This is a genomic window from Pseudomonas sp. RIT411 (genome assembly GCF_003057735.2).
GTDB classification, from domain to species: Bacteria; Pseudomonadota; Gammaproteobacteria; order Pseudomonadales; family Pseudomonadaceae; genus Chryseomonas; species Chryseomonas oryzihabitans.
This window is the reverse complement of the sequence record NZ_QBIZ02000016.1, coordinates 1-18,440: the sequence shown is the minus strand read 5'-3', so window position 1 is coordinate 18,440 and position 18,440 is coordinate 1. Positions and strand designations below refer to the sequence as shown.

The window sequence follows — 18,440 nt, the reverse complement described above, 5'->3', positions numbered from 1 at the left end:
GAGGCTCTCGCCTCCTGGTGGCCTCTTCTCCATGTCCGATCCCGTCTATCCCGATACCGATCCCGAAGTCGCCGCCCGGCGTCGGCTGCATCTGCTGCGCCATCGCCGGCGCCGTCGGCTGCGCGAGTGGCGCCAGCGCGTCGCCTTCTGGGTCGGCGCGGTGCTGGTGGGCCTGGCCGGTCTGGGCTTCGCCTGGCTGGCCGATGCCTGCTTCGGCCTCTTCCAGCGGTTGCTGCAGCACAGCGCGATCTGGCCTTGGCTGGTGACGCCCCTGGGCTTCGCCGGACTGGTCTGGCTGACCCAGGGCGCGCTGCGCGATGCCCGTGGCAGCGGCATCCCCCAAGTCATCGTCACCCTCGAACGACCTGAGGCGGACCTGCGCGCCCGGCTGCTGGCGCCCCCCATCGCCCTGGCCAAGCTGCTGCTCACGGCCGGCGCCCTGCTGGTGGGTGGCTCGGTAGGGCGGGAAGGACCCACCGTGCATGTCGGCGCCGCCTTGCTCTACGGCTTCGGCAAGCGGCTCGGCCTGCATGGCCGCCGCACCCTGTCCGGACTCATCCTCGCTGGCGGCGCCGCCGGGATCGCCGCGGCCTTCAACACCCCCCTGGGCGGGGTGGTCTTCGCCATCGAGGAACTCACCCATACCTTCGAGCAGCGCTTCAGCGGCCTGGTGCTGACCGCCGTGCTGCTCGGCGGCATCGTCACCCTGGGCATCGTCGGCCCCTACAGCTATCTCGGCGCCCTGGACCTGCACCTGACCTGGGGCCTGGGCTGGATCGGCGTAGCGGTGATCGGCGTCATCGGCGGACTGCTCGGCGGTTGCTACGGCCGCCTGGTGCTGCCCACCGACCGGGGCTGGCTGGGGCGCCTGAATGCCCTGCGCGGGCGCCGCCCGGTGGCCTTTGCCGCCGGCTGTGGCCTGGTGCTGGCGGCGCTGGGGCTGTTCTCCGGCCAGCACGTGTTCGGCACCGGTTACGCCGAGACCCATGCCATCCTGGCTGGCGAACCCATGACCGGCGGCGACTTCCTGCTGTGGAAATTCCTCGCCAACGTCGTCTCCTACCTGGCCGGGGTGCCGGGCGGCCTGTTCTCGCCCTCGCTGGCGGTGGGGGCGGCCCTGGGCCCCTGGCTGGTCGACTGGCTGCCGGGTATCAGTCTGCCGCAATGCGCCTTGCTGGGGCTGGCTGCCTACCTCGCCGGGGTCACCCGCACCCCGCTGACCGCCACCGTCATCACCCTGGAGCTGGCCCACAGCCCGGACATGGCGCTGCCGGTGCTGGCGGCCTGTCTGCTGGCCGCCGCCGTCTCCGGCTGGCTGATGCCGGTGCCGCTCTACCATGCGCTGTCGCAGCAGGTGCTCAACGCCCTGACGCCCCGCCGCGACTAGGCCCTGTACGAAAAATGCCTGCGCTCGGTGATGCTTCGTTGAAAAACGCTTCGGAATGCTCATTTACCACTCGTAAACTCCGCTTCCTCAGCGTTTTTCGCCTCGCCTGACCGTCGCTCGGCGACTTTTCGTACAGAGCCTAGGCCCTAGCGCCCGCCGCCGATATCCAGCAGGGCGCCGGTGGTGTAGGAGGCTTCGTCCGACAGCAGCCAGAGGATGCCGGCGGCGATCTCCTCGGCCTCGCCTGCACGCCCCAGCGGAGTGGTCACGCCCAGGCGCTCGGCGCGGCCCGGCTGGCCGCCGCTGGCGTGGATGTCGGTAAGGGTCACGCCGGGTCGCACCGCATTGACCCGCACCCCGTGCGGGCCGAGTTCCTTGGCGAGGCCCAGGGTCAGGGTGTCCAGCGCCGCCTTGCTGGCGGCATAGTCGACGTATTCGTTGGGCGAGCCCAGACGCGCCGCGATGGAAGAGACATTGACGATGGCGCCACCGCGGCCGCCGCGCTCCCGCGACAGGTGGCGAGCCGCCTCGCGGGCACAGAGAAAGGCGCCATAGACGTTGACCTCGAACATCCGTCGCAATCGCTCGGCGCTCATGTCCACCAGCGGCTGCGACTGATCGACGATCCCGGCATTGTTGACGAAGGCGTCCAGGCCGCCGAAGCGCTCCACCGTGCGCTCGAAGAGCGCCAGCACCTGGGCTTCGTCGGCCACGTCGCCGCGCAGCGCCAGGCCTTCCACGCCCAGCGCCTCGATCTCGGCCAGAGTGGCCCGGGCCGCGGCCTCGTCATGGCGATAGTTGAAGGCGACGTTCCAGCCGCGGCGGGCGGCGCCAAGGGCCGTGGCGCGGCCGATGCCACGACTCGCGCCGGTGATGAGCAGGGTCTTGCGCATGATGAAAACCTCGGGCTAGAGAGGGTAGGGGTAACGGCTAACCGTCTGATGTGGCGAAAAAAGCTTGGACGTCCCCGTCGTTTCGCCTAAAAGTAAGGCGAACGGCACGCGCCGCATTATCCGCGGCCACTTCGCGATCTGATTCCTAAGCGCTTGCAGAGGTCAATCCTGATGACGAGACCCCGCTTCATCTCGCCCAACGAAGTTTCCGCGCTCCGTACCAACATCCTCTCCAAGCTCACCTATGCCGTCGGCAAGGATCCCGACAACGCCCTCGACCACGACTGGTTCCAGGCCACCGCCCTGGCCGCCCGGGACTACATCGTCGACCGCTGGATGAGTCGCACCCGCGACGCCTATCGCACCGGCCAGAAGCGCGTCTACTACCTCTCCCTGGAATTCCTCATCGGTCGCCTGCTGATCGACAGCCTGTCCAACCTCGGCATCCTCGAAGAGACCCGTCGCGCCCTGGCCGACCTCGGCGTCGACCTGGAACGCATCCGCGGCCTGGAGCCGGACGCCGCCCTTGGCAACGGTGGCCTCGGCCGGCTGGCCGCCTGCTTCATGGAAAGCATGGCCACCCTGGGCATCGCCAGCCACGGCTACGGCATCCGCTACGAGCACGGGCTGTTCCGCCAGGTGATCGCCGACGGCTTCCAGCTGGAGCAGCCGGAAAACTGGCTGGATTTCGGCAATCCCTGGGAATTCGAACGCGCCGAGGTGGTGTACGAGATCGGCTTCGGCGGTCACGTCGCCCCCTATGGCGAAGGCGATCCGCGGCGCCAGGTGTGGACGCCCGGCGAGCGCATCCGCGCGGTGGCCTATGACACCCCGGTGATCGGCTGGGGCGGGGAGGGCGCCAACACCCTGAGACTCTGGCGCGCCCGACCGTTGGAGATCCTCCACCTGGAAACCTTCAACGCCGGCGACCACGTCGGCGCCGTGGCCAACGAGGCCCGCGCCGAGAGCATCTCGCGGGTGCTCTATCCGGCCGACAGCAGCGAAGCCGGCCAGGAATTGCGCCTGCGCCAGGAATACTTCTTCGTCGCCGCCTCCCTGGCCGACCTGACCCGCCGTCACCTCAAGCAGCACAGCGACCTGCTCAGCCTGCCCGAGCACGTGTCCATCCAGCTCAACGACACCCACCCGGCCATCGCCGTGGCCGAGCTGATGCGGCTCCTGGTGGACGTCCACGGCATTCCCTGGGACGCCGCCTGGAGCACCACCGTCGGCACCCTCAGCTACACCAATCACACCCTCTTGCCCGAGGCCCTGGAGACCTGGCCGGTACAGCTGATGGAACGCCTGCTGCCGCGGCACATGCAGATCATCTACCTGATCAACGCCCAGTTCCTCGACTCCCTGCGCGCCCGCGGCGAGACCGATGGCGGCATGATTTCCTATGTTTCCCTGATCGACGAAAGCCAGGGGCGCCGCGTGCGCATGGGCAATCTCGCCTTTCTTGGCTCGCATAGCATCAATGGCGTCTCGGGGTTGCACACCGACCTGATGCGCAAGACGGTCTTCCGCTCGCTGCACCGGCTCTATCCGGATCGCATCAACAACAAGACCAACGGCATCACCTTCCGCCGCTGGTTGCACCAGGCCAACCCGGCGCTCACCGACCTGCTGGTGGATACCCTCGGCCAGGGCGTGCTGCACGATCCGGAAAAGACCCTGCCGCTGCTCAAGCCCTATGCTAACGATAGCAATTTCCGCGAGCGCTTCGCCCTGCAGCGCCAGCGCAACAAGGACACCTTCACCAGCCTGGTGAAGCAGCGGCTGGAGATCGACCTCGATCCCAATGCGCTGTTCGATGTCCAGATCAAGCGCATCCACGAGTACAAGCGGCAGCTGATGAATCTGCTGCAGACCATCGCGCTGTACCAGGCCATCCGCGACAACCCCAACGGCGACTGGACGCCGCGGGTCAAGATCTTCGCCGGCAAGGCCGCCGCCAGCTATCACCAGGCCAAGCTGATCATCAAGCTGGCCAACGACGTGGCCAAGGTGGTCAACAACGACCCCCTGACCCGTGATCTGCTCAAGGTGGTCTTCCTGCCCAACTACAACGTCAGCCTGGCCGAGGTCATCATTCCGGCGGCGGATCTTTCCGAGCAGATCTCCACCGCCGGCATGGAAGCCTCGGGCACCAGCAACATGAAGTTCGGCCTCAACGGCGCCCTCACCATCGGCACCCTGGACGGCGCCAACGTGGAGATGTGCGAACTGATCGGGGAAGAGCACATGTTCATCTTTGGCCTCAAGGCGGCCGAGGTGGAAGAGCGCCAGCGCAGCGGCGGCATCTCCTCGGACATCATCGAGAATTCGCCACGCCTGGCCCAGGTGCTGGCGGGTCTGCGCGCCGGTCAGTTCTCGCCCGAGGATCCGGCCCGCTACAACAGCCTGCTCGACGTCCTGACCTGGCACGACCGCTTCCTCGTCTGCGCCGACTTCGACGCCTACTGGGAGGCCCAGCGCCAGGTCGAGACCCGCTGGCAGCAGCCGGACAGGTGGTGGCAATCGGCGGTGATCAACACCTCCAGCATGGGCTGGTTCTCCTCCGACCGCACCATCCGCGAATACGCCACGGAAATCTGGAAGGCGCTGTAGTCGAGCACGCTTCGCGGCCATGGCGGTCCGCCGCTGCGGCCGCTCCTACGGGCAAGGCACCCTCCTGTAGGAGCGGCCCATGGCCGCGATAAGGACCACCATAGAGTAGGTGCCCAGGCAGGATTTGCTGGGCTTCGCTACGCTCAACCCAGCCTACGGCGGCCGGCCCTGGCCACGATCAGCTATCCCCCGATTGAGAACCCGCGGCTTCCACACCGTCTACATCCTTGCAGCATCCGCCCCGCAAGCCCGTCACCGGAGTCCCCATGCCCCGCACCTCTACCCGCCTCGAAGCGGGCAATCCTGCCCATTACGGTGCCACCCTCGTCGAGGGCGGCATCAACTTCGCCGTCTGGTCGCCGGCGGCTGAAGCCGTCGAACTCTGCCTCTACGATGCCAAGGGGGAAGCCGAGACCCAGCGTCTGGCCTTTCGCGAACACGAAGGCGGCGTCTGGCATGGTTTCCTGGCCGGTGCCAAAGCGGGTCTGAGATACGGTTTGCGCGCCCAGGGTGCCTACCGTCCCCAGGACGGCCTCAGATTCAACGCCAACAAACTGCTGGTGGACCCCTGGGCCCTGGCGGTGGACCGGCCCTTCCAGCTGCATCCCAGCACCTATGGTTTCCATCCCGAAGATCCCAATCGTCCGGACGCGCGCGACAGCGGTGCCCATGTCCCCAAGGCCATCGTCCTGCCGCCGGTCGATAGCCTGACGCCAGCGCCCAAGCGCCGCGACGCGGGACTGATCTACGAATTGCACGTACGCGGCCAGACCCAGCTGCATCCGCAGGTGCCCGCCCGCCAGCGCGGCACCCTGGCGGCGCTGCGCCATCCGGCGCTGATCGAGCACTGGCAGCGCCTCGGCGTCACTACCCTGGAGCTGCTGCCCATCGCCGCCTGGGCCGACGATCGCCATCTGCCCGCCCTGGGGCTGGCCAACTACTGGGGCTACAACCCGGTGGTCATGGCGGCGGTCGATCCGCGCCTGGCCGGGCGCGAGGCCCTCGCCGAATTGCGCGAGACGGTGGCCACCCTGCAGGCGGCCGGCTTCGAGGTGCTGCTCGACGTGGTCTTCAACCACACCGGCGAAGGCGACGAACTCGGCCCCACCTTCAATCTGCGCGGCCTGGACAACGCCGGCTACTACCGGCTGCAGCCGGACGATCCGGCGCGCTATATCAACGACATGGGCTGCGGCAACTGCCTGGCGCTCTACAGCCCGCCGGCGTTGCGCCTGACCCTGGACAGCCTGCGCCACTGGGTCACCGCCGCCGGTGTCGACGGCTTTCGCTTCGACCTGGCGCCTGCGCTGGGTCGCCTGGAAAGCGGCTTCGATCGCGACGCGCCACTGCTGCAGGCCCTGGCCCAGGATCCGCTGCTGCGTGAGGTGCGACTGGTGGCGGAACCCTGGGACATCGGCCCCGGCGGCCATCAGGTCGGCGCCTTCCGCGCGCCCTGGCAGGAATGGAACGACGCCTTCCGCGACGACGTGCGCCGCTTCTGGCGCGGCGACGACGGCCTGAGAGGCGCCCTGGCGACCCGTCTGGCCGGCAGCGCCGATCTCTTCGGTGCGGGTGATCGCCCCTTGCGCACCAGCGTCAACTTCGTCACCGCCCACGACGGCTTCACCCTGGCCGACCTGGTCAGCTACGCCGAAAAGCACAACGAGGCCAACGGCGAAGGCAATCGCGACGGCACCACCGACAACAAGAGCTGGAACAATGGCGTAGAAGGACCGAGCGATGACCCCGCCGTCCTGGAAGCCCGCGCCGCCGACCAGCGCGCCCTGCTGGCGACCCTGATCCTGGCCGGGGGCGAACCCATGCTCACCGCCGGCGACGAATTCGGTCGCACCCAGCAGGGCAACAACAATGCCTATGTGCAGGACACTGAACTGTCCTGGCTGGACTGGCAGCAGGCCGCCAGCGCGGCCGGGCAGCGGCAGAGCGCCTTCGTCGGCCGGCTCATGGCGCTGCGCCAGGAACTACCGACCCTGCAGGCGCAGCGGCTGCTCGGACGCCCCGATCCCCGTGGCTGGGTCAGGATCGAATGGCTCGATGCCGACGGTGCGCCGATGGACGACGGCCGCTGGCAGGCCGGGGGCAGCCTGCCGCTCGCCCTCACCCTGGAGCCCCTCGACGGAGCGGATCAGCCCCAGGCCGCACGGATCTGGCTGGCCTTCCAGCCGCGGCGGGAGGAAATCGACCTGCGCCTGCCGCCGTCACGTGACGGACATCACTGGGTGATACAGCTGGACAGCCGTCAGCCTGAACTGGAACCCGACTCGGCAGTCTATCCCAGCGCCGAAAATCTCCGTGTTGGCCGAGGCGTACTGCTGGCCGTGGAGACCCCGAACGCGCCCTAGACGCGCGTTCCCTGCCGGCCGCCGGTGCCCGGCGCCTCGTCGCCCCGGCGACAGCGTACGGAATCGGCACTGGCTGGCAGACCTGGCCTGACGGTCCGCTCTGCTTGAGACGGAGCTTGAGCTTTGGCGCTACACTCGCGCCCATCATTACAAGGAGCACCGCGATGTCCCGGATATCCCTCAGTCGTTACCTCATCGAGCAGACCCGCAGCCACAAGACCCCGGCCGACCTGCGCTTCCTCATCGAAGTCGTGGCACGGGCGTGCAAGCGCATCAGCTACGAGGTGTCCAAGGGGGCGCTGGGTGGCGTGCTTGGCAGCATGGGCACCGAGAACGTCCAGGGCGAGGTGCAGAAGAAGCTGGACGTCCTGTCCAACGAGATCCTGCTGGAAGCCAACGAATGGGGCGGCACCCTGGCCGGTATGGCCTCCGAGGAAATGGACCAGGTACACCAGATTCCGGGTCACTATCCCAAGGGCGCCTACCTGTTGATGTTCGACCCCCTGGACGGCTCGTCCAACATCGACGTCAACGTCTCCGTCGGCACCATCTTCTCCATCCTGCGCAAGGACTTCGTCAGCAGCACCACCGGTGACGTGACCGAAGAAGCCTTCATGCAGAAGGGCACCGAGCAGGTAGCTGCCGGTTACGCCATCTACGGTCCCCAGACCATGCTGGTGCTGACCCTGGGCGACGGCGTCAAGGGCTTCACCCTGGATCGCGAACTGGGCAGCTTCGTGCTGACCCACGAAGACATCACCATCCCCGAGACCACTGCCGAATTCGCCATCAACATGTCCAACCAGCGCCACTGGGAAGCCCCGGTCAAGCGTTACGTGGACGAGCTGCTGGCTGGCAAGGAAGGTCCCCTGGGCAAGAACTACAACATGCGCTGGATCGCCTCCATGGTGGCCGACGTCCATCGCATCCTTACCCGCGGCGGCATCTTCATGTACCCGCGCGACGCCCGCGAGCCGGAAAAGCCCGGCAAGCTGCGCCTGATGTACGAGGCCAATCCCATGTCCATGCTGGTCGAGCAGGCCGGTGGCGCCGCCACCAACGGTCACCAGCGCATCCTCGACGTCCAGCCGGACGGCCTGCACCAGCGGGTGGCGGTGTTCCTGGGCTCCAAGGAAGAAGTGCAGCGCGTGACCGAGTACCACCGTCAGCGTTGATCCCTCCCAGCCGGGCCGCCTGCAACGGGCGGTCCGCTGCTCCGCTCGTGTCCTGCCTCAGCGTTCAGCTCCGATTCAGTCCCCTTAATCCTGCGCTAATCCGCCGCCGCCGAAGATGGCCGCGCAGCCGGTCGGGCTGTATTCGCATCGCGTGAGGAGCCTTTCACCATGAACGCCCTGAAATCCCGTGTCGTCCTCTTCGGCCTGCTGGCCCTGGCCAGTCATCAGGTCTTTGCCGCCGATCCCCAGAATTTCGCCGGCCTCACCTATGGCAAGAGCTACGACAACTTCAGCAACAGCCACGCCCTCGACCGCAACCTGAACAGCCCCGATACCGATGGTGCCATCGATGGCAGCAACACCTGGGGGCTGCGCCTCGGTCAGCAGAACGATGCCGGTCGCTACTACGCCACCCTCGACCAGGCCAGCGGCAGCAGTGATGGCCTGAGACTCAAGCAGCAGGACCTGACCGGCAGCTACGATGCCTTCTATCCCCTGGGCGACAGCACCAAATTGTTTGGCGGCGGCACCCTGGGCGTCGCCCGGGTCACCCAGGATGGTTCCAGCTTCGGCCATGACAGCGACCTCGGTTATGTGGCCGGGGTCCAGGCCGGCATCCTGCAGCAGGTCAACGACCGCACCTCCCTGGAAGCCGGCTATCGCTACCTGCGCAGCAATGCCAAGCCGGACATCGATCAGGACGGCAGCAAGCTGGGTTCGAGCCAGCTCGACAGCAGCAAGGAAATCTACCTGGGCATGAACGTCTATTTCTGAGGCGTGGCCGGGGCGACAGCGTTCGCCCCGGCTGTCAGCTGAAGGGATCCAGACCCGAGAAGGCCGCCGCCAGCGTGACGGCGACCACCCCGAGGGCGATCTCCACGGCCGTGGCCCGGCGCAGCAGCTGCCAGGCCTGGGGTCCCTGTCCCAATCGCGGCACCAGCAGATAACGATTGGCCAGGGCCAGGACGACCATGGTCGCCACCACCAGCACCTTGGCCAGCAGCAGGCCGGAGTAGGGCGTCAACCGCAGCAGGCCCTCCGGTCCGAGGATCAGCAGGCTGTTGAACGCGCCGCTGAGCAGGGCCAGCGCCACGCAGATCTGCCCGGGTAGCGAGTAACCGCGCAGCAGCCGCTGGACCTCCCCCCTGAGCCGGGCCGGAGGCCGCCCCAGGCACAGCAACACCCCGGGCAGACTGCCCAGCCAGAGTCCCGTGGTGAGCAGATGCAGGGCCTGGTTCAACCGGTGCACCCCGCCGAGCGCGCCCGCGGTCGCGGCGGCATGGCCACCCAGGGCCAGACTGGCCAGCAGCAGGCCACTCAAGCCCCACAGCCAGCGAACGCCACGCATCCCGGGTCCCGCCAGCAGCCACAGGGCCAGCAGCAGGCCCAGCGGCAATTGCCAGCGCCAGCCCTGGCCGGCCTCGGTGGCCAGATAGAGCTGCCACAGCGGCAGGTTGAAGGCATCCGTCCATCCATCGCCGACCAGCGCGGCCTGCAGCGGCAACAGACTCAGCACCCCGAGCAGCAGCAGGGCCCCCAGCAGGCGGGCCGCAGGGCGCGCCCGTTCCAGCAGCCAGCCGCTCAAGGCAGGGCGACCCAGCCAGAGCGCCAGCGCCAGATAGCCCCAGGTCAGCAGCAGCGGCAGCAGAAAGAGGGCGCGGGCGAGGGGGCGCCAGGCATCGGGCGTCGCCAGTCCGCCGTCCATCCTTACTGGACGGTGAAGCGATAATCGCCCTGGGTCTTGTGTCCGTCCTTGGCCAGCACCCGCCATTTGACCTGGTAGCGGCCCGCTTCCAGCGGTGCCTCCAGCGGCACCTCCAGGGTGCGTTCGTCACCACCGGAAATCACCTTGCCGGTGGTGATCGCCGTACTGGCCTGACCCTCCAGCCGCTGCAGCTGCACCTGGCTCAGAGACGCCTCGACCCCTTCGGAAAAGCTCAGACTCAGCTGCTTCGGTGCCGGGCTGGTGCTGTCGGGGGCGGGCTCGGCGCTCTTCAGGTGACCATGGGCCAGGGCCAGCCCCGGCAACAGCAGAGAGGTCAGGGCGAGACGGCGAGCGAGACGCAGGGCAGCGGTCATGGAGAACTCCAGCGGCAGAAGGAAACCGCCAGCTTAGCAGTCCGCCCGAGTGGCGTCCGCGCCCGGCGCCTGTTCCGCCGCGCGTGCCGCGCACTCGACGAAGGTCCGGGCGGTGCAGCTGCGGCAAACCTCCGGATCCAGGCGCGGATAGATGCTGCGCAGGGCCTGATCCTTGGACGAAAAGATATGGCCGTCGCCCAGCTCCTTGAGAAAGCCGGTCTTGGCGAACAACTGCAGCACCGGCGTGCGCGGGCGATGGAAATAGAGATCGCCACCCTGGGCGCGTCGCTCGCGCCATTCGCGCCGCCAGAGGTCGTTACCCGCCAGGTCGATGAAATTCATGCTCTTGGTCATGAACAGGGCGTGCTTCTGACCGGGCTGGGCGCTGCGAAAGCCGTCCAGCTGATCGCCGACATGGGGCACGGCGCCAAAGAACACCGAGCCTTCAACCCGCACCAGCTTGAGTTGCGGACACTCCTGCGCCGGCTGGCCCAGTTCGTCCAGCGGGGTGAAACGGCGCTCGGGGGTACGGGGATCCGGCACCAGCGGGCGGATGGCCGGGTGCGAGGTGCGATAGAGGTAGGCCACCAGGGAGACCAGAGTGCCCAGCAGCACGGCGCGATCCAGCGGGATGGTCAGGGTCGCCAGCAAGGTCACCCCGGCCACCAGGGCCTCGGTGCGGCTGACCCTCAGCACCTCGCGCCAGCGCCCCAGGTCCAGCAGCCCGCGCGCCACCAGCAGCAGGGTAGCGGCGATGGCGGCCAGCGGAATGGCCGCGATCAGGGCACCGCCAAAGGCCACCAGGGCCACCACCAGCAGGGCGGCGAACACCGCCGCCAGCGGGGTGCGGGCCCCGGCTTCGAAATTGGGCATGGAGCGATTCAGCGAGCCGCAGGAGACATAGGCCGAAAAGCAGCCGCCGACCAGATTGGCCAGGCCCTGGCCACGGAATTCGCGATTGACGTCCAGCCGCTGTCCGGAGCGCTGGGCCACCGCCTTGGCGATCGACAGCGACTGCCCCAGGGCCACCAGGGTCAGGGCCACGGCGATGCCGGAGAGATTGCCCAGGTCCTGCAGGGTGACGTTGGGCAGATGGAAGGGCGGCAGCGCCGAGGGGATCCGTCCGACCGTGGCGATCCCCTGGGCCGCGCCCGCCACGCTGCGCTCCAGGATCCAGGCGCTCAGGCAACCGGCCAGCAGACCCAGCAGCATGGTTGGCCAGCGCGGGCGCAGCCGCCTCAGCAGCAGGGTGGCGACCAGGGTCACCACGCCGATCACCAGCGAGGGCCAGTGGATCGCCAGGGGATGGGCGACGACATAGCCGAGCACGCCAAAGGCCGAGGTGCCCAATGGCGGCGACAAGCCGAGCAAATCCTTGAGCGAATAGAGCCCGATCAGCACCGCGGCGCCACTCATGAAGCCGAGCAGCACCGAGGGCGAGATGAAGTTGGCCACCGCGCCCAGGCGCAGGGCGCCCACCGTCAGTTGCAGCATGCCGACCAGCAGGGTCACCGCCAGCGCCAGATCGATATAGGGGCCGGAACCCGCCAGCGCCAGCGGAGACAGCGCCGCCAGCAGGGCCAGGGAGTTGGCGTTGGTCGGCCCGGTCACCACATGGCGACTGGAGCCCGCCAGGGCGGCGACGATGCAGGGCACCACGGCGCCATAGACGCCGTATTGCGGAGGCAGTCCGGCCAGGGTGGCGAAGGCCACGCCCTGGGGCAGCGCCAGGACCGCGCCCAGCAGACCCGCGCCAAGATCCGCCTTCAGGGTGGTGCGGTCCACCTCGCGGAGCCAGGGCAGCAGGGTCGAAAGGGCGGGCATGGGGCGCTCCTGGAACAAGGGTCGCCCACTCTACCGATTCCGGTCGCCGGTGGGCTACCCGAGTCCCGCCGTCGCCGTTCGCCGCCACGACATCGAGGCCGTGTTCATTTCTTCACCAGTCGCCGCCAGCCCGGTCTCTGTGGCGTTCTCGTGACTTCATGCACGGGTTATCCACATCACTGTACACGGTCCCTGTGGGTAACCTCGGCCGCTAGCCGTCGTGGCTGTTGGCGGCGATGCGATGGATCGACAGGTCGGCGCCCTGGTATTCCTCTTCCTGACTCAGACGCAGCCCCAGCACGGCCTTGAGCAGCCCGTACACCGCCAGGCCGCCGAGCAGGGCGACGGCGATACCCAGTCCCGTGCCCGCCAGTTGCGCCAGCACGCTCACCCCACCCAGGCCGCCAAGTGCGGTCTGGCCGAACAGGCCACAGGCGATGCCGCCCCAGGCGCCGCAGAGGCCGTGCAACGGCCAGACGCCCAGCACATCGTCCAGCTTCCAGCGCGTCTGCACCGCGGTGAAGGCCCAGACGAACAGGGCGCCCGCCACCAGCCCGGTGGCCAGGGCGGCGATCGGATGCATCAGGTCGGAGCCGGCACAGACGGCGACCAGGCCGGCCAGGGGCCCGTTGTGCAGGAAGCCGGGGTCGTTGCGCCCGAGCAGCAGGGCAGCCGCCGTCCCGCCGACCATGGCCATCAGCGAATTCAGCGCGACCAGGCCACTGACGCCTGCCAGGCTCTGGGCGCTCATCACGTTGAAACCGAACCAGCCGACGATCAGGATCCAGGAGCCCAGCGCCAGAAAGGGGATGTTCGACGGCGGAAAGGCCACCAGCCGGCCTTCGCGATAGCGACCCTGACGCGGCCCCAACAGCAGCACGGCCGCCAGCGCCAGCCAGCCACCCACGGCGTGCACCACCACGGAGCCGGCGAAATCGTGGAAGCGCGCGCCGAACAGCGCTTCGAACCTGTCCTGCAGCCCCAGGTTGTTGTTCCACATCAGGCCTTCGAAGAACGGATAGACGAAGGCCACGATCAGCGCGGTGGCGCACAGCTGCGGGACGAAACGCGCCCGCTCGGCGATGCCGCCGGAGATGATCGCCGGGATGGCTGCGGCGAAGGTGGCGAGGAAAAAGAACTTCACCAGCCCATAGCCGCTGTCGGCGGTCAGCACCTGGGCAGGCGCGAAGAAGGTCACGCCATAGGCGATCCAGTAGCCGACGAAGAAATACACCAGGGTGGAAATGGCGAAGTCGGCGAGGATCTTGGACAGCGCATTCACCTGATTCTTGTGCCGCACGGTACCGGCTTCGAGAAAGGCGAAACCGGCGTGCATGGCCAGCACCATCACGGCACCCAGCAGCAGGAACAGGGTATTGGCACTGTGGACCAGGGTCGCCACAGCGGAAGGCAATTCGTTCATCAGGGCAGTCGTCGCTAAGGGTTGCACCAAAAACATGCCTGGCGGCTGCTTGATGCGCGCTTTTAGGGCGTGCTGCAGCTCTCGGCAGGTTCAGTCTTGCCGCCAAGCAGAGCGCAACGGGGAATTAGCGCGGGGATGCGCCAGGGCGGTGCGAATCGGAAGGGCGTGCACCAGGAGATAGCAAAGGTCGTGCCGCTAGAGCGCACGCATCACGATACGACCACTGCTCAGGTTGCTCAGCAGCGTCGCTACCTCGTCGCGTCGCTGGGGCTCGACCGCAATCCGCAAGTCGATCTCCAGCGCCTGATAGTCCTCGGCGAGCACGAGCACCGCCAGGGCTGCCAGGCGCGCCTTGATCAGCGGCCACTCCGCATAGGTACAGGCGAAGCCATAGTCCTGCCGCACCACCAGCGGCTGCTTGTCCGCCTGTTGCAGGCAACGGGCGGCGCAACCGCCATAGGCGCGCACCAGGCCGCCGGTACCCAGCTTGATGCCGCCGTACCAGCGGATGACCACCACCACCACCTGATCGCAATCCTGCCCCTCGATGGCGGCCAGAATGGGCCGGCCCGCCGTCCCACCGGGTTCGCCGTCGTCATTGAAGCGGTATTGATTACCCAGCTTCCAGGCCCAGCAGTTGTGGGTCGCGGTCGGCACGCTCACGCGGTCGATGAAGGCCATGGCCGCTTCCACCGTGGTGACGGGCGCGGCGAGGGCGAGAAAACGACTCTTGCGCACCTCTTCCTCGCAGGCGGCATCCTGGATCAGGGTAAAGGTCATGGTGCCTGAAGACCCAGTCCCTTGAGGATGACATGGGTCAGGGTCCGCGCTGCCTCGTCGAAATCCTGCCGGGTCAGGCGGGTGCGCCCGGTTACCTGGCAGATCTGGCTGGCGAAGTCGGCATAGTGCTGGGTACTGCTCCACAACAGGAAGATCAGGTGGACCGGATCCACCGGATCCATCTTGCCAGCCGCGATCCAGGCATCGAACACCGCTGCCCGGCTGCGAAACCAGGTCTGGTAGTCCTGATCGAAATACTCGTACAGGCAATGACCGCCGCCGATGATCTCCATGGCGAAGATCCGGGAGGCCAGCGGTTGCCGACGCGAGAATTCCAGCTTGGCGCGGATGTAGCGGCTCAAGGCTGCCGCCGGATCGTCTTCCACGGTCAGGTGATTGAAGGTGCTGTCCCAGAGTTCGAGGATGTTGCCCAGCACGGCCATATAGAGGCCGAGCTTGTTGTTGAAGTAGTAATGAAGATTGGCCTTGGGCAAGCCAACGCGTTGCGCGATGGTGTTCATGCTGGTGCCCTTGAAGCCATGGCGGGCGAATTCTTCCTCCGCCGCGCTCAGGATCAACTCCTCATTCTTCTGCCGGATGCGTCCGGCCGGCTTATCCTGGCCGGCGTGATGGGCGGGTACGAGAAGGGTCATGACAACTGGAGGATCCTGAGGCGCGGCAGGCATCAATAGCGTACCCCCGGCCCTGGACACAAGGGCTGTTTTACCGGTGTGGCGCTGGCGAGCTGCATTCCGTCACCGCTGCGCGGCGCTCCTCGGGCAGCAACAGGTTGAGCAGGATGGCGGTGATGCCGCCGCTGGTGATCGCGGTGTCGAAGAGATTCTTCACCAGTGGCGGCAGCTGATCCAGCAGCGTCGGCTGGCTGGCGATACCGAGACCCACGCCAAGGGAGGTGGCGATGATCAGCAGGCTGCGGCGATCCAGGGTGCAGTGCGCCAGCAGCCGTATCCCGGCCGCGGCGACACTGCCGAACAGCACCAGGGTCGCACCGCCCAGCACCGGCTTGGGAATCTGCTGCAGGACGGCGCCCAGCACGGGGAACAGACCCAGCACCAGGAGGATGGCGCCTATCCAGTAGCCGACATGGCGGCTGGCCACGCCGGTCAGCTGGATCACCCCGTTGTTCTGCGCGAAGGTGGTGCTGGGAAAGGTATTGAAGGTGGCGGCGAGCAGGCAGGCGACCCCATCACCCAGGACCCCGCCCCGCAACCGCCGCAGATAGCCGGGTCCTTCGACGGGTTGCCGCGAAATCAGGCAGTTGGCGGTCAGGTCGCCGGTGGTTTCCAGGGTGCTGATCAGATAGATGAGCGCGACCGGGAGGAAGGCCGACCAGTCGAAGGCGAAGCCGAAATGGAAGGGGAGGGGGACGCTGACCAGGGGCAGGTCCGGCAGCGGTTGAGGTTTCAGCAGGCCACAGGTCCAGGCGGCGAGGGAGCCCACCAGCAGGCCGATCATCACCGCCGACAGCCGCAACCAGGGACGCCGCGACAGATTCAGGCCGATGATGACGACCAGCACCAGACCACCGAGGGCCAGGTTGATCGGTGCGCCGAAATTGGCGGCCTTGGCGCCCCCGCCGAGATCGGTGACGCCCACCCTGATCAGGCTGATGCCGATCAGGGTGATGACGATGCCGGTCACCAGTGGCGTGATCACCCGGCGCAACAGACCCAGGCAGCGACTCAGGCCGATCTGGACGAAGGCGCCAAAGAAGCAGACGCCAAAGATCATCGCCAGGATGTCCTCCGGCGTCCCGCCGCGCTGCTTGACCAGCATCCCGGCTGCCAAGACCGCGGATAGAAAGGAGAAGCTGGTGCCCTGCAGGCAGATCATGCCCGCGCCCAGTCCACCGGCACCCCGCGCCTGCAGAAAGGTACCGACGCCCGACACCATCAGCCCCATGCTGATCAGATAGGGCAGGTGCTCGTGCAGCCCCAGGGCGCCGGCAATGATCAGCGGTGGGGTGACGATCCCTACGAAGCTCGCCAGGACGTGCTGCAGGGCGGCGCAAAAGGCCGCGAGCGGGGCCGGGCGATCGTCCAGGCCATAGAGCAGATCATCGCGGACGGGAGTGGGCATGGTGATTACCTCGCAGTGGCGCTGCGGGCCGGTAAGGCGGCTGCAGCGCCAGAAGTGGGTCTGGCCAGGCTAGAACTGATACTTCACCAGGAAGCTGAAAACGCTCTGGTCGGTACGAAAGCCCTCGCTGTCCTTGATGCCGTACTTGTCCGACCAATAGTCGTACTCGGTCCCTACATAGAGGTGCTTGGCCTCGTAGCCCATGGCCTTGCCCAGGTCGTACTTGACCTGGGGATTGAAGTGCAGATTGGCGTGATAGCTGCCCTTGTTGTTCATCACCCAGTCCATGTAGCCATCGATGAGCAGATCCGAATTGCCCAGGGGCAGGGTGTAGGCCCAGACCGGCGTGAGCTGCCAGGCACCCGAGGGGGCACTGCCGCCATCCGGCTTGCGGTAATAGAGATTCAGCTGGAAGTAGTCGAAGCCCGGCACCTTGAGGTCGAAACCCGGACCGACCAGATAGTTGCGCTGGTCACGGCCGGCGCCTTCGCCATCGTTCTGGTCGTATTCCAGGGTGGTGGCGAGCAGGACATCGGTGACCGGACCAAAAGAAAGGTCCCGCCCGGACAGCTTGCCGAAGGACAGTCGCGGACTGATCTCGCCATAGAAGCCCTGATGACCGTCGCTGGCGTTCGTCGCACCGTTGAACCAGATGCTGTCGACGAAGAGGAAGAGATCGCCCCAGGTCCAGCTGCTGGCATGCTCGAAGGTGACGGTCTGCTGGATGCGGGGATCGACCCGGAAATCCTTGCCATATAGATAGGTGAGGCTTTCACCGTGCCACAGCAGTGGGCTGTCAGCGGCTTGGGCGGCACCGGCTGTGAACAGGCTGGCGGTCAGCAGCGCGGTGGTTAGGGTCTTGCGCATGTAGGCTCCTGGAAGTGCTTTCTCGTTATGTGCAGCGTCCGCCGTGCTCAGCAAAATCGACGCCAAGCTCCGGCGGGCGGGAGAAAATAGTTATTTTTCAACGCCTTGTATAAGGATTCCGGGAAATTTCAGCTGTTTGGCAGGGCACCAAACCTGACCACTTGCTCAGTTTTCGTGCCCTGAAGGGGCGCCCGCAGCGGCGCTGCTGCGAAACAGCGCACAGGGGGCCGCGCAGTGCTAAGGTGCTGGGCGACCCCGCAGGAGATAGTCATGAAGTTGCTTATCGGTATGCTGACGGCCTTGCTCTGCTGCTCTTTCGCCTCGGCTCAGGTCCCCCAGGGTGGGACGGGACAGCCAGGCATCCTCATGATCACCCGGGGCGATGCCTACTCAGGTTCGGGATGCGACATAGGTCTGGTGATTCAGGGGCGCCTCGCCGGCACCCTTATGGCCGGTCAGAGTGCTTCCTTCAATCTGCCGCCTGGCGAGATCGCCGTCAGCCTTACCTCTTCCGGCCCGGGGGGTTGCGCGGCGCCCATGGCCAGCAGCGTCGCCCAATCCATCCTGCTGACTCCTGGGGAGATCAAGCAGTACCGGATCATCGCGACCGAGGCGGGGTATCGGCTGGCGCCCATCCCCCTTTATTGAAGTTTTTTGAAATAACCTGTTGACCTGCTCTGAAACTCCCCTATAATGCGCCCCACTTCCGGCGCAGTCGCTGAAGCGGCTTGAAAATCAAGCACTTAGGTCTGAGCCGGGCGAGGGGTCCACGGATTCTTCGCCATTTGGCTCTCACCTTCGGGTGACAGCGAAATGAAGCGGAGGGGGTTGACAGCGTCTCGGGATGCTGTAGGATTCGCCTCCCGCTGCCGAGATTGGCTAGACCGGTCAGGTAAGCGCAAGTGGTTGAGTTGAAACGAAAAAGTTCAAATCAAT

At 66.7% G+C, this 18,440-nt stretch carries 15 protein-coding genes; 6 read left to right on the top strand and 9 right to left on the bottom strand.

The features are described from left to right. The first annotated feature begins 31 nt into the window (after positions 1-31). The gene (locus DBY63_RS19070; protein ID WP_077171638.1) at positions 32-1,387 is read left to right on the top strand and encodes a chloride channel protein; all 1,356 of its coding nucleotides are present in this window, start codon (positions 32-34) and stop codon (positions 1,385-1,387) included. Positions 1,388-1,533: 146 nt separating this feature from the next. Here DBY63_RS19070 and DBY63_RS19060 read toward each other — a convergent pair whose 3' ends face one another. After that, complete coding sequence (locus tag DBY63_RS19060; protein ID WP_007162014.1) at positions 1,534-2,280, bottom strand: SDR family oxidoreductase; 747 nt, start codon at positions 2,278-2,280, stop codon at positions 1,534-1,536. 171 nt (positions 2,281-2,451) lie between these two features. Here DBY63_RS19060 and DBY63_RS19055 point away from each other — a divergent pair, with 171 nt between their 5' ends. The 4 genes from DBY63_RS19055 to DBY63_RS19040 all read left to right on the top strand — a co-directional run bounded on the left by DBY63_RS19055 (position 2,452) and on the right by DBY63_RS19040 (position 9,205). Continuing rightward, complete coding sequence (locus tag DBY63_RS19055; RefSeq protein ID WP_108582573.1) at positions 2,452-4,893, top strand: glycogen/starch/alpha-glucan phosphorylase; 2,442 nt, start codon at positions 2,452-2,454, stop codon at positions 4,891-4,893. Between the two features lie 266 nt (positions 4,894-5,159). Beyond that, positions 5,160-7,256: a glycogen debranching protein GlgX gene (glgX, locus tag DBY63_RS19050; RefSeq protein ID WP_108582572.1), complete on the top strand. Its 2,097-nt coding sequence runs from the start codon at positions 5,160-5,162 to the stop codon at positions 7,254-7,256. Between the two features lie 164 nt (positions 7,257-7,420). Then, entirely contained in the window at positions 7,421-8,431 is a 1,011-nt protein-coding gene (locus DBY63_RS19045; RefSeq protein ID WP_007162011.1) for a class 1 fructose-bisphosphatase, read from the top strand. Between the two features lie 168 nt (positions 8,432-8,599). Further along, complete coding sequence (locus tag DBY63_RS19040; protein WP_044342477.1) at positions 8,600-9,205, top strand: outer membrane beta-barrel protein; 606 nt, start codon at positions 8,600-8,602, stop codon at positions 9,203-9,205. Positions 9,206-9,239: 34 nt separating this feature from the next. Here the strand turns inward: DBY63_RS19040 and copD are convergent, their stop codons facing one another. The 8 genes from copD to DBY63_RS19000 form a co-directional block, all read right to left on the bottom strand. Further along, a complete protein-coding gene (gene copD, locus DBY63_RS19035; RefSeq protein ID WP_108582571.1) occupies positions 9,240-10,136 on the bottom strand; it encodes a copper homeostasis membrane protein CopD in 897 nt (298 codons plus the stop codon). Positions 10,137-10,138: 2 nt separating this feature from the next. Then, positions 10,139-10,510 (bottom strand): copper homeostasis periplasmic binding protein CopC, encoded by a 372-nt coding sequence (copC, locus tag DBY63_RS19030; RefSeq protein ID WP_007162008.1) that lies wholly within the window; start codon positions 10,508-10,510, stop codon positions 10,139-10,141. A 33-nt stretch (positions 10,511-10,543) separates the two neighbouring features. Continuing rightward, the gene (locus DBY63_RS19025) at positions 10,544-12,334 is read right to left on the bottom strand and encodes a SulP family inorganic anion transporter (protein WP_074583894.1); all 1,791 of its coding nucleotides are present in this window, start codon (positions 12,332-12,334) and stop codon (positions 10,544-10,546) included. Positions 12,335-12,545: 211 nt separating this feature from the next. Further along, positions 12,546-13,757 (bottom strand): ammonium transporter, encoded by a 1,212-nt coding sequence (locus tag DBY63_RS19020; protein WP_058792203.1) that lies wholly within the window; start codon positions 13,755-13,757, stop codon positions 12,546-12,548. A 195-nt stretch (positions 13,758-13,952) separates the two neighbouring features. After that, positions 13,953-14,537: a YigZ family protein gene (locus tag DBY63_RS19015; RefSeq protein ID WP_042137249.1), complete on the bottom strand. Its 585-nt coding sequence runs from the start codon at positions 14,535-14,537 to the stop codon at positions 13,953-13,955. Continuing rightward, positions 14,534-15,190: a TetR/AcrR family transcriptional regulator gene (locus DBY63_RS19010; RefSeq protein WP_027600306.1), complete on the bottom strand. Its 657-nt coding sequence runs from the start codon at positions 15,188-15,190 to the stop codon at positions 14,534-14,536. Before DBY63_RS19010 ends, DBY63_RS19015 begins: the two co-directional genes overlap by 4 nt. 70 nt (positions 15,191-15,260) lie before the next feature. Beyond that, positions 15,261-16,637, bottom strand: a complete 1,377-nt coding sequence (locus DBY63_RS19005) for a nucleobase:cation symporter-2 family protein (protein WP_027600307.1) — start codon at positions 16,635-16,637, stop codon at positions 15,261-15,263. Positions 16,638-16,706: 69 nt separating this feature from the next. Then, entirely contained in the window at positions 16,707-17,504 is a 798-nt protein-coding gene (locus DBY63_RS19000; protein ID WP_027600758.1) for a DUF5020 family protein, read from the bottom strand. Between the two features lie 270 nt (positions 17,505-17,774). Here DBY63_RS19000 and DBY63_RS18995 point away from each other — a divergent pair, with 270 nt between their 5' ends. Beyond that, positions 17,775-18,152, top strand: coding sequence for a hypothetical protein (locus DBY63_RS18995; protein WP_007162001.1), 378 nt, complete (start codon positions 17,775-17,777; stop codon positions 18,150-18,152). The last annotated feature ends 288 nt before the right edge of the window (positions 18,153-18,440 follow it).

What these genes read in the sequence shown, in the direction of transcription:
- DBY63_RS19070 (WP_077171638.1), top strand. Translation starts at nt 32, where the DNA reads ATGTCCGATCCCGTCTATCCCGATACCGATCCCGAAGTCGCCGCCCGG.
- DBY63_RS19060 (WP_007162014.1), bottom strand. Translation starts at nt 2,280, where the DNA reads ATGCGCAAGACCCTGCTCATCACCGGCGCGAGTCGTGGCATCGGCCGC.
- DBY63_RS19055 (WP_108582573.1), top strand. Translation starts at nt 2,452, where the DNA reads ATGACGAGACCCCGCTTCATCTCGCCCAACGAAGTTTCCGCGCTCCGT.
- glgX (WP_108582572.1), top strand. Translation starts at nt 5,160, where the DNA reads ATGCCCCGCACCTCTACCCGCCTCGAAGCGGGCAATCCTGCCCATTAC.
- DBY63_RS19045 (WP_007162011.1), top strand. Translation starts at nt 7,421, where the DNA reads ATGTCCCGGATATCCCTCAGTCGTTACCTCATCGAGCAGACCCGCAGC.
- DBY63_RS19040 (WP_044342477.1), top strand. Translation starts at nt 8,600, where the DNA reads ATGAACGCCCTGAAATCCCGTGTCGTCCTCTTCGGCCTGCTGGCCCTG.
- copD (WP_108582571.1), bottom strand. Translation starts at nt 10,136, where the DNA reads ATGGACGGCGGACTGGCGACGCCCGATGCCTGGCGCCCCCTCGCCCGC.
- copC (WP_007162008.1), bottom strand. Translation starts at nt 10,510, where the DNA reads ATGACCGCTGCCCTGCGTCTCGCTCGCCGTCTCGCCCTGACCTCTCTG.
- DBY63_RS19025 (WP_074583894.1), bottom strand. Translation starts at nt 12,334, where the DNA reads ATGCCCGCCCTTTCGACCCTGCTGCCCTGGCTCCGCGAGGTGGACCGC.
- DBY63_RS19020 (WP_058792203.1), bottom strand. Translation starts at nt 13,757, where the DNA reads ATGAACGAATTGCCTTCCGCTGTGGCGACCCTGGTCCACAGTGCCAAT.
- DBY63_RS19015 (WP_042137249.1), bottom strand. Translation starts at nt 14,537, where the DNA reads ATGACCTTTACCCTGATCCAGGATGCCGCCTGCGAGGAAGAGGTGCGC.
- DBY63_RS19010 (WP_027600306.1), bottom strand. Translation starts at nt 15,190, where the DNA reads ATGACCCTTCTCGTACCCGCCCATCACGCCGGCCAGGATAAGCCGGCC.
- DBY63_RS19005 (WP_027600307.1), bottom strand. Translation starts at nt 16,637, where the DNA reads ATGCCCACTCCCGTCCGCGATGATCTGCTCTATGGCCTGGACGATCGC.
- DBY63_RS19000 (WP_027600758.1), bottom strand. Translation starts at nt 17,504, where the DNA reads ATGCGCAAGACCCTAACCACCGCGCTGCTGACCGCCAGCCTGTTCACA.
- DBY63_RS18995 (WP_007162001.1), top strand. Translation starts at nt 17,775, where the DNA reads ATGAAGTTGCTTATCGGTATGCTGACGGCCTTGCTCTGCTGCTCTTTC.